This window comes from Gilvimarinus agarilyticus (genome assembly GCF_000832015.1).
Taxonomy (GTDB): Bacteria; Pseudomonadota; Gammaproteobacteria; order Pseudomonadales; family Cellvibrionaceae; genus Gilvimarinus; species Gilvimarinus agarilyticus.
Genome location: NZ_JXCJ01000001.1, coordinates 2,296,931 through 2,310,533 on the forward strand (window position 1 = coordinate 2,296,931; position 13,603 = coordinate 2,310,533).

Sequence of the window (13,603 nt, forward strand, 5' to 3'; positions counted from 1 at the left end):
CGACCTGACCCGCCTGCTAAAACGATGCTCCGGAGGCCAATGTTCCCCGGAGGATCGTTTTGTTGTTTCTGCAAAGGCGCATAAACCGCATTAGAGCGAAAAGCCGGGCGGCGCACCACTCGATGGTGCAGACAAGAGAGAGCAACACATTACAGCCATAACCCCTATTATAGGTCGATGTATCTGCCTATATAGCAGTCTGTATTCCTAAGCATACGATGACTAGTGGTAACAAAATGACCGATAGCAAAATTGCTGCAATTACCGACCGTATTATCGAGCGAAGCCGGGCAGCGCGTGAGGCCTACCTGGACAAAATTGAACGTGGCCGCGCTAATGGCCCCGCTCGTAAACGCCTATCCTGTGGTAACTTAGCCCATGGCTTTGCTGCCTGTGGCAGCTCTGACAAAGAAGCGCTGGCCGAAGGCGACGCCCCCAATCTTGGGGTAATTTCCTCCTACAACGAAATGCTGTCGGCTCACGAGCCTTACGGCACCTATCTGGAGCCCATTAAAAAAGCGGCTCATGAGGCTGGCATGACAGCCCAATTTGCCGGCGGTGTGCCGGCTATGTGTGATGGCGTCACCCAGGGCCGGGAGGGCATGGATTTGTCGCTGTTCAGTCGCGACGTTATCGCTATGTCGACGGCGATTGCGCTGTCCCACGATATGTTTGACGGCGCCATGTGCCTTGGGATTTGCGACAAAATTGTTCCGGGTCTAACCATCGGTGCTTTGTCCTTTGGTCAGCTACCGGTTATTTTTATTCCCGCAGGTCCTATGACACCGGGTTTGCCCAACGCCGAAAAAGTTCGGGTACGCCAACTGTTTGCCGAGGGCAAAGTCGGTCGTAAAGAATTGCTTGAGGCCGAAAGTGCCTCGTATCACAGTGCCGGTACCTGTACGTTTTACGGCACGGCCAACAGCAACCAAATGCTGATGGAAATCATGGGGCTACACTTACCGGGCAGCTCGTTTGTTAACCCCAATACGCCCTTGCGCGATGCGCTGACCAACGCGGCGGTAAAACAGTTGGCAGCCATTACCTCTAGCGGTAATTACACACCCATGGCCGAAGTGGTAAATGAAAAAACCATTGTTAACGGCATGGTGGGATTATTGGCGACGGGTGGCTCTACCAACCACGCGATTCATATCATGGCTATGGCACGTGCGGCCGGCGTTATCGTCAATTGGCAAGATTTGTCCGATCTCTCGGATGCAGTGCCTTTGATGTGTCGTATTTACCCTAATGGGCTGGCGGATATCAACCGTTTCCAAGCCGTTGGCGGTATGGGTTATCTCATGCGCGAGCTGCGTGCGGAAGGCGTTCTGCACGACGATGTCAAAACCGTTATGGGTGATGGTGGTCTTGAACCTTATACTCAGGAGCCGTTTTTGGATGAGGGCAAGCTGGTATGGCGAGATGCCCCCAAAGACAGTTTGGATGATGGTGTGTTACGTCCGGCGAAGAGTGCATTCAGCGCCACTGGCGGCATGAAGCTGTTAACCGGAAACCTGGGTCGCTGTGTTATCAAGGTGTCGGCGGTTAAACCCGAGCATCGCAAGGTTAAGGCGCCTGCTATCGTGTTTGAAACGCAAGATGCGCTGCAACAAGCGTTTAAAGCCGGCGAGCTAGACAAAGACTTTGTTGCTGTTGTGCGCTTTCAGGGTCCTAAAGCGTGCGGTATGCCCGAGCTGCATAAGCTAACGCCACCGCTTGGGGTTCTGCAAGATCGTGGTTATAAAGTGGCGCTGGTTACCGATGGTCGCATGTCGGGCGCGTCGGGCAAAATTCCAGCGGCGATTCACTTAACACCCGAAGCGTTAGATCAAGGCCCTATCGGCTTGGTTCGCAATGGGGATATCGTCGAGGTCGATGCCGAAAGTGGCATTTTGCAGTTACATGTTGATGAGCAAGAGCTGGCTACCCGCGAGCACGCCAAGGCTGACTTAAGTGAAAGTCACGATGTGATGGGCCGCGAACTGTTTGCGCCGCTGCGGCAAACAGTGGGTGCTGCCGAAGAGGGTGCCACCGTCTTTCGCTGGTAATTCAGGTAACGCATAACCATATTTGTTAGATAGGATTCATTCATGCAGAAACCTTTTGATTTTGTCATTTTTGGGGGCGCGGGCGATCTGGCACTGCGTAAGTTGATTCCAGCCTGGTATCGGGCTTATCGCGAAGGGCAGATGCCCAAAGGGTCTCGTATTTTTGGCACAGTACGTAAAACCGAGCAGGCCGAAAATTACCGCGCCATGGTGCGCGAGGCGGCTTATAGCTATTTGCGTGATGACGAAATCGACAATGACGTTTGGAACGAGTTTGAAGCCTGCGTGCACGGTGTATTTATTAATATTACCGAGCGCGATGAGCACTGGGATGAGMTCGCCAAGACCTTGAAAGAGGGTAATGACGAGCGCATTTTTTACATGGCAACGCCGCCGGCGGTGTTCTCTGCCTGCTGTAAAAACATATCGGACTCGGGCATGATCAGCGAGAGCTCTCGCGTTGTGGTAGAAAAGCCACTGGGTTATGACGGCGAATCCGCCGAGGCCATTAACGCCGAGATCGCCCAGTACTTTAAAGAAGACGATATCTTCCGCATCGATCACTACTTGGGTAAAGAGACCGTTCAAAACTTGTTGGCGCTGCGCTTTACCAACTGTATTTTTGAACACCTGTGGGATTCCAAGTCTATTGACCATATTGAGATTAGCATCTCTGAAACGGTAGGGCTTGAAGGGCGTGCTAGCTTTTATGATGACGCCGGTGCCATGCGCGATATGGTGCAAAATCACCTAATGCAGCTGCTGTGTTTGGTGGCCATGGAGCCGCCCAGCAAATTAAACGCCGATAGCATTCGTACCGAAAAACTTAAAGTGCTTGATGCCTTGCGCCCCTTGGTGGGCGACGATGTGGCGGCCAATACGGTTCGCGGCCAATACGTGGCCGGTGAGTCTGGTGGTAAGCAAGTGCCGGGTTACCTGGAAGAGTTGGGCAAAGACAGTAACACTGAGACCTTTGTGGCGATTCGCGCTCATATCGATAACTGGCGCTGGTCGCACGTGCCATTTTATTTGCGCACAGGTAAACGCTTAAAGCAGCGTTGCGCTGAAATCATTATTCAATATAAAACCGTAACACATCATATTTACCCTGAGTCGGCCGGCACCATGATTCCCAACCGTTTGGTGATTCAGCTGCAGCCCGATGAGCGAGTACAGATGATCGTGACGTCAAACAATTTAGAAAAACACGAGGCAGACTTAGTGCCTAGCGTGCTAAACCTAAATCTGACTGACAACTACGATAAGTTTTATTCTGATGCCTATAAGCGTTTAATGCTGGATGCTGCCGCTAACAACCCGGCACTGTTTATTCACCGCAACGAAGTAGACGCCGCCTGGGGTTGGGTAGACCCGATCATCGAAGCTTGGCAGCGCCCTGAGAACAAGCCGCAGCCATACCCCGCCGGTAGTTGGGGGCCGCAAGCGGCTACCGATTTACTCCGCGAAGATGGTCGCTGTTGGTTTAACGTGGGCGAAAACATCAAAGGCACGGAATAAGGACAACGACATGGCAGTAGTAGAACGTTTCTTTGAGACCCGCGAGGCGATGATTGATGCTGTTTTTGAGCATGCAATTGGCGCTTTGCAAGAGGCGGTGGCCGATGGAGACAGAGCTAGCTTTTTAGTCTCGGGTGGTAGCTCGCCGGCACCAATTTACAAGCGGTTGTCGGAGGCAGATCTGGCATGGGACAAAATTAAGGTGGCGCTGGTTGATGAGCGCTGGGTTGATTTTGATCACGATAAAAGCAACGAAGCTTTTATCGTAAAAACGTTACTGCAAAACAACGCAGCCAATGCCAAGCTGATTGGCATGAAAAACACCGCCGGCAGTGCGTCTGAAGGTCTGGAGCAGTGTGAGGCGGCCTACCAAACATTGCCTTCACCGTTTGATGTGACAGTGCTCGGTATGGGCCCGGATGGTCATACGGCGTCGTTATTTCCGCACGCAGAGGGCTTAGAAGAGTCTCTGAGTACTAACGCCTTGTGCAGCGCGATAACTGCCAAGCAAAGCGAAGTGACGGGCGATTGCACAGAGCGCATGACGCTTTCTCTGGCCGGTATCGTCAACAGCAAGCATGTACTGCTGTTGATTTCTGGTGATGAGAAGCTTGCGACTTATCGTGAGGCGTTGGCAGGTGGCGACGTCGCCGACATGCCGGTGCGTGCGATATTGGAACAAAACACTGTGCCGGTAACTGTTTACTGGGCACCTTAAGGTTTATTTGCGAACGAACAGACGAGGATATCTACGTGGGTCTATCCATTGATGAGATTGTAAAGGTAGCACCGGTTGTACCGGTTATTGTAGTCGAGAACTTAGAGGACGCTGTTCCGTTGGCGCAAGCGTTGTACAACGGCGGGTTAAAAGTACTTGAAATTACGTTGCGGACACCGGTAGCACTGGATGCTATTAGTGCAATGGTTAAGGCTTTGCCAGAGGACGCTGTGATTGGTTCGGGTACCGTTGTTACCCCTGAAGACCTGCAGGCGTCAATCGATGCCGGTGCCACCTTTATGGTTAGCCCTGGCACGACCCCCGCGTTAATCGAAGCGGCTAAGAAAAGTGACGTGCCTTTGCTTCCGGGTATCGCAACACCCTCCGAGGCCATGAACCTTTACACGCAAGGCTTTACTCACATGAAGTTCTTCCCTGCCGAGGCTGCCGGTGGCGTTAGCATGGTTAAGTCTATAGGTGCACCGTTACCGCAAATCACCTTTTGCCCCACCGGTGGTATTAATTTAGAGAAGGCTCCAAGCTATTTGGCATTGCCTAATGTGGCGTGTGTCGGCGGTACTTGGATGATTCCTAAGAACTTGGTTTCCGAGAAAAAATGGGACGAGATCGAAGCCCTAGCTCGTCAAGCGGCAAGCCTTGAGCGCTAAGCCCTTGAGCATGTTTTAGGTGTGTGTAGGCCGGCAAGTGATACATGCAGCATTGGCGCTAAGCGCCAAATAAATTAGGTTATGAGCCCCGTTCGTGAGCGGGTACAATTTATAGGAGAGGCATAAATGACAATTCGAGTGGCTATTAATGGTTACGGACGCATTGGTCGCAACGTACTGCGCGCGCTGTACGAGTCTGGTTATCGCGATAAGATCCAAGTGGTTGCAGTCAATGATTTGGGTGATGCTGAGTTAAACGCACACCTTACTAAATACGATTCTGTGCACGGTCGTTTTCCGGGCGAAGTCCATGTGGCCGGTGACAAAATGGTGGTTAACGGTGATGAAATTCAAATCACTGCCGAGCGCAACCCAGCCGACCTGCCTTGGGGTAAGCTCAATGTCGATGTGGTTTACGAGTGTACCGGTATTTTTACCAGCCGTGATAAAGCCAAGTCTCACCTAGAAGCGGGTGCTAAGAAAGTAATCATTTCGGCCCCGGGTACTGACGTTGATGCCACCGTGGTATACGGCGTAAACGATAGTATTCTGAAGGCGTCTGATGAAATTATCTCCAATGCCTCTTGTACCACTAACTGTTTGGCTCCAGTGGCTAAAGTGCTGAATGACAAGTTTGGTATTGAGCAAGGCTCAATGACCACTATTCACGCTTATACCAATGACCAGCACCTGAGTGATGTTTTTCATAAAGACATCTACCGCGCTCGCTCTGCCACTCAGTCGATGATTCCTACCTCTACTGGTGCCGCCCGTGCCGTAGGTTTGGTGCTGCCCGAGCTGGATGGCAAGCTCGATGGCATGTCGGTTCGCGTACCTACCATTAATGTTTCGTTGGTTGATTTGAACGTACTGGTTAAAACCGACGTTACCGTAGAAGACATCAACGCCGCTATGAAAGAAGCCGCCGAAAACGAAATGCCCGGTGTGTTGGTCTACAACGACGAGCCACTGGTTTCTATCGACTTCAACCACATCCCGGCCTCTTCTAACTTTGATTCAAAGCAGACCAAAGTTATGGGTACTCGTTGGGTTAAAATCATGTCTTGGTATGACAACGAATGGGGTTTCTCCAATCGTATGCTAGACAACACCATTGCACTGATGAACGCTAAATAAGCGAGAGATATTATGTTACGCCGTACAAAAATCGTCAGTACACTGGGGCCGGCTTCGGAGTCTGAAGAGGTATTGGAAAAGCTGATCTTGGCAGGGGTAAATGTGGTGAGATTGAACTTCTCACACGGCTCACCTGAAGATCACAAAGGGCGCGCCGAAGCTGTGCGCCGCCTGGCAAGTAAACACAATCGCTACGTAGCGGTGTTAGGGGACCTGCAGGGCCCTAAAATTCGTATTGCTCGTTTTGCCAATGGGCCTATCCGCTTGGCAATCGGCGATAAGTTTGTGTTGGATGCCTCTCTGGATCGCGATGCAGGTACTCAAGAAAGTGTTGGTATTGACTACAAAGAGCTGCCCAATGACTGTGCTGCAGGCGATAAACTGTTGCTGGATGACGGTAGGGTAGTACTTGATGTAGATAAAATTGAAGGCAGTAAAGTCTTCTGTACCACCAGCGTGGCCGGGCCTTTGTCGAACAACAAAGGTATCAACCGCCAAGGTGGTGGCCTAACAGCACCAGCACTGACGGAAAAAGATTTTGCCGATATTAAAACCGCAGCCGAGATCGACGTAGATTACCTGGCCGTGTCTTTCCCGCGCAGCGCCGAGGATATGAACACTGCTCGCCGCCTGCTGGAAGAAGCTGGCGGTAAAGCTGGCTTGGTGTCAAAAATTGAGCGTGCTGAAGCTGTCGCCGATGATGAAACCCTGGATGAAATCATCGCGGCCAGTGACGCGGTTATGGTTGCTCGTGGTGACTTAGGTGTTGAAATTGGCGATGCTGCGTTGATTGGTGTACAAAAGCGCATCATCGCTCGCTCGCGGGCGCAAAACAAAGTGGTTATTACCGCGACTCAGATGATGGAGTCGATGATTAACAGTCCACTGCCAACCCGTGCGGAAGTGTTCGATGTGGCAAACGCCGTACTCGATGGCACCGATGCGGTGATGCTTTCCGCCGAGACTGCGGCCGGTAACTTTCCGGTGGAAACCGTAGAGGCAATGGTGCGAGTTATTATTGGTGCGGAACAACACCCGCAGGCAAGCTACGACTCCTACCGCTTGAACGAAGCCTTTGGCTCGATTGACGAGTCTATTGCTTTGGCGACCATGTACACTGCCAACCACTTGCCTGGCGTTAAGGCGATTATCGCGTTGACCGAGTCTGGCACGACACCTCGTTTGATGTCGCGGGTTGGCTCACAGTTGCCAATTTTTGCCTTTTCCCGTCACATTGGCACGCAGCGTCGTGTTGCTCTGTACCGCGGTGTGCGCCCGGTACCGTTCGACAGCGGTAATGCGCCATCGAGTGCAGACTATGTTCGCGCTATGAACACACTGAAAGAAAATGGCGTGTTGGTCGATGGTGATATGGTGATTCTAACCGGTGGTGATACTGACCAATTGGGCGGCACCAACGCTATGAAGATTTTAAAAGTCGGCGAGTAATCCCCGGTAGTCTTTAATGGCTTAGGTTAGATAAAAACGGCAGCTTCGGCTGCCGTTTTTTTTGCGCTATGGCAAAGCCTGGTGGTGTGAATGGTGTACCATCAGTTATCGCAATAGGCGAGTGGAGGAGCTATGAAAATATTAATGATAGCCGTTGGTTTGGTGCTGTTCGGCCAGGCTTTTGCGGTTTCGCCCAAACAGCCTATCGAGTTGCATGGGCAGTGGCAGCAAGGGGCCATCTTACGGGGGCGAGTGCCGGTGGGTAGTCAGCTCACTTTGGATGGCAAACCGGTAATGGTGGCTCAGGGAGGTGAATTTGTATTCGGCCTGGGTCGCGATGCGGCTAAAACAGCCAAGCTGATTATAGAGGCGCCGAGCGGTGAGACGGTTAGCCGAACCTATGACGTAGCGCCCAGAGAATACAATATCCAGCGTATTGAGGGTGTGCCGCAAAAAACCGTGACTCCCTCGCCTGAGCAGCAAGAGCGTTCGCGTAAAGAGGCGGCCAAAGTGTGGCAGGCAAGGCAAGAGCGTGGGGCGAGCACCGATTTTACGCAAGACTTTAAATGGCCCCTCATCGGCCCCATAACAGGGGTGTATGGCTCACAAAGGGTATATAACGGTGAGCCACGACGGCCCCATTATGGCGTCGATATTGCGGCTGCGACCGGTACACCCGTGGTGGCCCCGGCCGCTGGCAAGGTGACGCTGGCCGAGCCGGACTTGTTCTACTCCGGCGGCACACTCATTATCGATCATGGTCATGGATTGTCGTCTACCTTTATTCACTTATCGAAAGTAATTGTTGCCGTTGGGCAGCGGGTTGAGCAGGGCGATCTGATTGCCGAGGTAGGGGCGACGGGCCGCTCCACTGGGCCGCACCTGGATTGGCGCATGAACTGGCTCGATCAGCGTGTGGATCCGACTACTTTGGTTGGGCCTATGCCGTCGCCCAGTGATGGCCCCGGCCAATGAAGACAGGGGCGTCACGGCAGTGTAATATAGCGCCCCGAATTGCTAATGCCCCTTTTCTGGCGCCCAACGGGCATGACAGAGGCAAAGACACAAGATGATCGATAAAAAATTACTCAGTATATTGGTCTGCCCGGTAAGCAAGGGCGAGCTGGACTATCAGGCCGATAAAAATGAATTAGTGTGCTGGAGCTCCGGGCTTGCGTATCCTGTACGCGATGGCATCCCGGTGATGCTGGAGAGTGAGGCCCGGGCGCTCTCTGAGGATGAAAAACAGCAGCATAAACACCGCTAATATCGCTGGGATTTGCACAACAAACGACTTTGGACCGACGGATACCCTATGAAAAGCGCTGAAATTCGCGACGCCTTTTTACAATACTTTGAGTCAAAGCAGCACGCCATCGTGCCCAGCAGTTCGCTGGTGCCTGGTAATGACCCGACTTTGCTGTTTACCAACGCCGGAATGGTGCAGTTTAAGGATGTGTTTTTAGGCTCCGATAAACGCAGCTACAGCCGTGCTACTAGCTCGCAACGTTGTGTTCGCGCCGGTGGTAAACACAACGATTTAGAGAACGTCGGCTATACCGCAAGGCACCACACCTTCTTCGAAATGCTGGGCAACTTCAGCTTTGGTGACTATTTTAAGCGCGATGCGATTCACTACGCATGGGAGTTTTTGACCGGCGTACTTAAACTGCCAGAAGAGCGCCTGTGGGTTACCGTGCATGTGTCGGACGACGAAGCCGCCGATATCTGGCTAAAAGAGGTAGGCGTAAGCGCCGAGCGTTTTTCTCGGCTTGATGAAGATAACTTTTGGCAAATGGGTGATACCGGCCCCTGTGGACCAAGCTCAGAAATATTTTATGACCATGGCGCCGGTGTGCCCGGTGGCCCACCGGGCAGTGAGAACGACGACCTGGATCGTTACATCGAAATTTGGAATTTGGTGTTCATGCAGTATGAGCGCCAGAGTGATGGCGAGCTTAAGGCTTTGCCCAACCCGTCCATCGATACAGGAATGGGGCTAGAGCGCATTGCTGCCGTAATGCAGGGAGTGCACACCAATTACGAGATCGATTTATTTCAACACTTACTTAGCGCTGCGGCTAACGCCACCGGTGCTACAGACTTAGAGAATAAATCGTTACGTGTGATTGCCGACCACATTCGCTCGAGCGCATTTTTGATTAGCGACGGTGTGTTGCCGTCCAATGAAGGTCGTGGTTACGTGCTGCGTCGCATCATTCGTCGCGCTGTTCGTCACGGTCATCAGTTAGGCCAGCAAGGAGCATTTTTTAATACCTTGGTTAAAGCGCTGGTTGAAGTGATGGGTGATGCTTACCCCGAGCTGGTGGAGCGCCAGGCGCAAATTGAGAAAGTCTTACTGGCTGAAGAAGAGCAATTTGCCAAAACACTCGATAAGGGTATGACGGTACTCGAAGGCGCGCTAGCCGAGCTTAGCGGAAGCGAGATTCCCGGTGATGTGGTGTTTACGTTGTACGACACCTACGGCTTCCCCGTCGATTTAACCGCAGACATTGCTCGTGAGCGCAGCCTAACGCTGGATCTTGCCGGCTATGAAAGTGCCATGACGGCCCAGCGCGAAAGAGCTCGCGCGGCCGGTCAATTTAAAGTGGATTACACCCAGGCGGCGCTCGATTTGCCCGCCACTGAGTTTACGGGTTACACCGGGCTGTCTGGCGAGAGCACTGTACTTGCCGTGCTGCGTGAGGGCGCTGCGGTAGATAGCGCTAAAGAAGGCGATGACGTTGCCCTGGTGCTTGATCAAACGCCATTTTACGCGGAATCGGGTGGCCAAGCTGGCGACAGCGGTTACCTGGAGTCCGAGGGTGTGCGCTTTGAAGTGCGTGACTGCATCAAACAGGGTTCACACTTTTTGCACATCGGTCGCTTATTGCATGGTGAGCTTTCACAGGGCGATACCCTTAGAGGGCAGGTGGATGCCAATATCCGTTCGGCAACCGCATTAAATCACTCGGCAACGCATCTGCTGCACGCTGCGCTGCGTACCGTATTAGGAGAGCACGTTACTCAGAAGGGCTCACTGGTTGACTCGGAGCGCCTACGTTTTGACTTCTCGCATTTTGAAGGTGTTACCGCTACAGAGCTTAAAGCGATTGAAGCTCTGGTGAATGATCAGGTTCTTGCTAACACGGCCGTGAAAACCGAGCTGTGCGATATGGAGACGGCTAAAGCGCGCGGCGCAATGGCGCTGTTTGGCGAAAAGTACGGCACTGAAGTGCGGGTACTGAGCATGGGCGACGGCTTCTCAGTTGAATTGTGCGGAGGTACTCACGTTCAGCGCACCGGTGATATTGGCCTGATGCGTATTACCAGTGAGTCGGGTATCGCCTCCGGCGTACGCCGCATTGAAGCCGTCACGGGGCGCCGTGCTTTAGCGCTGTTTGATCAGCTGGACGCTCGATTGCAGCAAGCGGCGAGTGTGGTAAAAGCCGGGCCCGACACCTTGATCGATAAACTTGAGCAACTGGCTCAGCAAAATCGCAAGCTGGAAAAAGACTTAGCGGCGCTTAAGTCGAAATTGGCGACGGCCGGGAGCCGGGATTTAGTGGCCGAGGCAGTAGAGGTCGAAGGCATAAAAGTGCTGGCCGTTAAGCTTGAAGGCGCCGACGCTAAATCGCTGCGGGATAGCGTCGATCAAATGAAAAACAAGCTGGGCTCTTCGGTTGTGCTACTGGCGTGCGAAGAAGGCGGCAAGATCGCTCTGGTTGCCGGTGTCAGCAAAGATGTCACTGACCGCATTAGAGCGGGTGACCTGATGCGTCACGTGGCCAGCTTGGTGGGTGGTAAAGGTGGTGGCCGGCCTGACATGGCTCAAGGCGGAGGCAGCGACGTTGCAGCATTGGAGGGCGCCTTGGCCTCAGTGGCCGGCTGGGTAAAAGACGCACTTTGAATGTAAATAATTGTTTTAAGGTGCAACAAATAGATTAACAATTGTCATAGATTGGTGTTTAATTGCCGCCTTTTTAGGCAGTCTTGTCGCAAACAACGGTAATTGACCGCAAACGGTGAGGAATAGGCCGGGAATGAGCTTATTGGTACAAAAATACGGTGGCACATCGGTTGGCACCGTCGAGCGAATAGAAGCGGTTGCTGACAAAATTGCGGGCTTCCGGGCCGATGGTCACGACATGGTGATTGTGGTTTCGGCCATGAGTGGCGAAACAAACCGTTTGATTGCGCTGGCAAACGCTATCCAGCCAGCGCCAGATGCCCGGGAGATGGACGTACTCGTATCAACCGGCGAGCAGGTGACTATTGCATTATTGTGCATGGCGTTAAAAAAGCGCGGCTGGGATGCGCGATCGTATACCGGTAGTCAAGTTAAGATCTTGACCGATAATTCGCACACCAAAGCCCGTATTCAGTCGATTGACGATAGCAATATGCGGGCAGATCTGGCGGCGGGGCGAGTGGTCGTCGTCGCGGGCTTTCAGGGCGTAGATGAACAGGGCAACATTACCACGCTGGGACGCGGTGGCTCGGACACGACTGGCGTCGCGTTAGCAGCGGCGCTTAAAGCGGATGAATGCCAGATCTATACCGACGTTGATGGTGTTTACACCACAGATCCGCGGGTGGTCGATAAGGCCCGCCGACTGGAAAAGATCACCTTTGAAGAAATGCTGGAAATGGCGAGCCAGGGCTCAAAAGTATTACAGATTCGCTCGGTGGAGTTTGCGGGTAAGTACAACGTCCCGCTGCGAGTACTGTCTAGTTTTAAAGATGGCCCGGGAACCTTGATTACCCTCGATGAGGAAGAGAGCACTATGGAACAACCAGTTGTCTCTGGTATTGCATTTAATCGCGATGAAGCGAAAGTTACTTTAGCCGGTATCCCCGATACCCCCGGAGTGGCATCAAAAATTCTGGCTCCGGTCGGCAAAGCAAACATTGAAGTGGACGTTATCGTGCAAAACGTCGCGGCCGACAACACTACCGACTTGACCTTTACGGTTAACAAGGCGGACATGCAAAAAACGGTTGCCGTACTGGCTGATGTTGCCAAAGAGATTGGCGCGCGGGAAGTTATCAGTGACGACGCGATTGCCAAAATCTCCATCGTTGGGGTGGGGATGCGCTCCCACGCTGGTGTCGCCTCGACCATGTTTACCGCGCTGGCCGAAGAGGGCATTAATATTCAGATGATCACCACATCGGAAATCAAGATTACCGTGATTATCAGTGAGAAATATCTTGAGTTGGCTGTGCGCAGTTTGCACAGCGCCTTTGGCTTGGATGCCGAAGCGGTACAGGCTTAATCAGCAGATTCTATTCTGGGGTTTAGCCTGCACCACACAGACGGATGCTTGGTTTGAGAAAACCTTTTTTGGGGGCAGCTCCCCTTTTTGCGAAAAATGGTCAATACTGTAAGTAGCGGGTAGCAAAAGCCCGTGCCTTGAGTAGGACATTAGGGACGCAAGCGGGGGTTAACTTATACGGCAGAGGATAGTGGAGTCCGGCCGTAGTCACAGGATGGAATTAAGGAGTTAGATATGTTGATTTTAACCCGCCGTATCGGCGAAACATTAATGGTTGGCGATGAAGTAACAGTCACCGTACTGGGCGTTAAAGGCAACCAGGTACGCATTGGTGTCAATGCGCCAAAAGACATTGCCGTGCACCGCGAAGAAATCTACCAGCGGATTCAGCGCGAGAAGCAGGGCCAGGAAGACGGTTTCGCATAAGCTCTTCCCGCGACAGTACACCGTCGAAAAAACGGCAGCCTTACGGTTGCCGTTTTTTTATGGTTGTACTAATTTCGTGCAAGCCGATTGAAACGTCGCCAGCTGAGCACTTTTTTTAGCTTCGGGTGCTTACAACCCTTTGAATTTCTGTGGAATATGGTATTATGCCGCCCCAGTTGAGCGAAGCCACGAACACGGCATTTTGCGAAAAACTGACACGGAGAGGTGGCCGAGTGGCCGAAGGCGCTCCCCTGCTAAGGGAGTATACCTTGATCGGTATCGAGGGTTCGAATCCCTCCCTCTCCGCCATATATTAAAAACCGCCGTTAGCTGAATAAGCTCCGGCGGTTTTTTTAT

Annotated in this window: 11 protein-coding genes and 1 tRNA gene; all 12 read left to right on the forward strand. The window is 52.5% G+C overall.

Features of this window, described 5'->3' with window-relative positions; translation table 11 throughout:
* Window positions 1-236 precede the first annotated feature (236 nt).
* Entirely contained in the window at window positions 237-2,051 is a 1,815-nt protein-coding gene (gene edd / locus SD69_RS09890) for a phosphogluconate dehydratase (RefSeq protein WP_041523090.1), read from the forward strand.
* A 42-nt stretch (window positions 2,052-2,093) separates the two neighbouring features.
* Window positions 2,094-3,569: a glucose-6-phosphate dehydrogenase gene (zwf, locus tag SD69_RS09895; protein WP_041523091.1), complete on the forward strand. Its 1,476-nt coding sequence runs from the start codon at window positions 2,094-2,096 to the stop codon at window positions 3,567-3,569.
* 10 nt (window positions 3,570-3,579) lie between these two features.
* Complete coding sequence (gene pgl / locus SD69_RS09900; RefSeq protein WP_041523092.1) at window positions 3,580-4,287, forward strand: 6-phosphogluconolactonase; 708 nt, start codon at window positions 3,580-3,582, stop codon at window positions 4,285-4,287.
* A 35-nt stretch (window positions 4,288-4,322) separates the two neighbouring features.
* On the forward strand, window positions 4,323-4,955 hold the full coding sequence (gene eda, locus SD69_RS09905; RefSeq protein ID WP_041523093.1) for a bifunctional 4-hydroxy-2-oxoglutarate aldolase/2-dehydro-3-deoxy-phosphogluconate aldolase: 633 nt from the start codon (window positions 4,323-4,325) through the stop codon (window positions 4,953-4,955).
* A gap of 126 nt (window positions 4,956-5,081) precedes the next feature.
* Complete coding sequence (gap, locus tag SD69_RS09910) at window positions 5,082-6,092, forward strand: type I glyceraldehyde-3-phosphate dehydrogenase (RefSeq protein WP_041523094.1); 1,011 nt, start codon at window positions 5,082-5,084, stop codon at window positions 6,090-6,092.
* Window positions 6,093-6,104: 12 nt separating this feature from the next.
* Window positions 6,105-7,541 (forward strand): pyruvate kinase, encoded by a 1,437-nt coding sequence (gene pyk / locus SD69_RS09915; protein WP_041523095.1) that lies wholly within the window; start codon window positions 6,105-6,107, stop codon window positions 7,539-7,541.
* A 132-nt stretch (window positions 7,542-7,673) separates the two neighbouring features.
* On the forward strand, window positions 7,674-8,516 hold the full coding sequence (locus SD69_RS09920; protein ID WP_041523096.1) for a M23 family metallopeptidase: 843 nt from the start codon (window positions 7,674-7,676) through the stop codon (window positions 8,514-8,516).
* A gap of 94 nt (window positions 8,517-8,610) precedes the next feature.
* On the forward strand, window positions 8,611-8,808 hold the full coding sequence (locus SD69_RS09925) for a Trm112 family protein (protein WP_041523097.1): 198 nt from the start codon (window positions 8,611-8,613) through the stop codon (window positions 8,806-8,808).
* Between the two features lie 48 nt (window positions 8,809-8,856).
* On the forward strand, window positions 8,857-11,451 hold the full coding sequence (gene alaS / locus SD69_RS09930; RefSeq protein ID WP_041523098.1) for an alanine--tRNA ligase: 2,595 nt from the start codon (window positions 8,857-8,859) through the stop codon (window positions 11,449-11,451).
* Between the two features lie 133 nt (window positions 11,452-11,584).
* On the forward strand, window positions 11,585-12,820 hold the full coding sequence (locus SD69_RS09935) for an aspartate kinase (protein WP_041523099.1): 1,236 nt from the start codon (window positions 11,585-11,587) through the stop codon (window positions 12,818-12,820).
* Between the two features lie 234 nt (window positions 12,821-13,054).
* Window positions 13,055-13,246, forward strand: a complete 192-nt coding sequence (gene csrA, locus SD69_RS09940; RefSeq protein WP_041523100.1) for a carbon storage regulator CsrA — start codon at window positions 13,055-13,057, stop codon at window positions 13,244-13,246.
* Window positions 13,247-13,465: 219 nt separating this feature from the next.
* Window positions 13,466-13,555: transfer RNA gene (locus SD69_RS09945), tRNA-Ser, on the forward strand.
* Window positions 13,556-13,603: the final 48 nt, after the last annotated feature.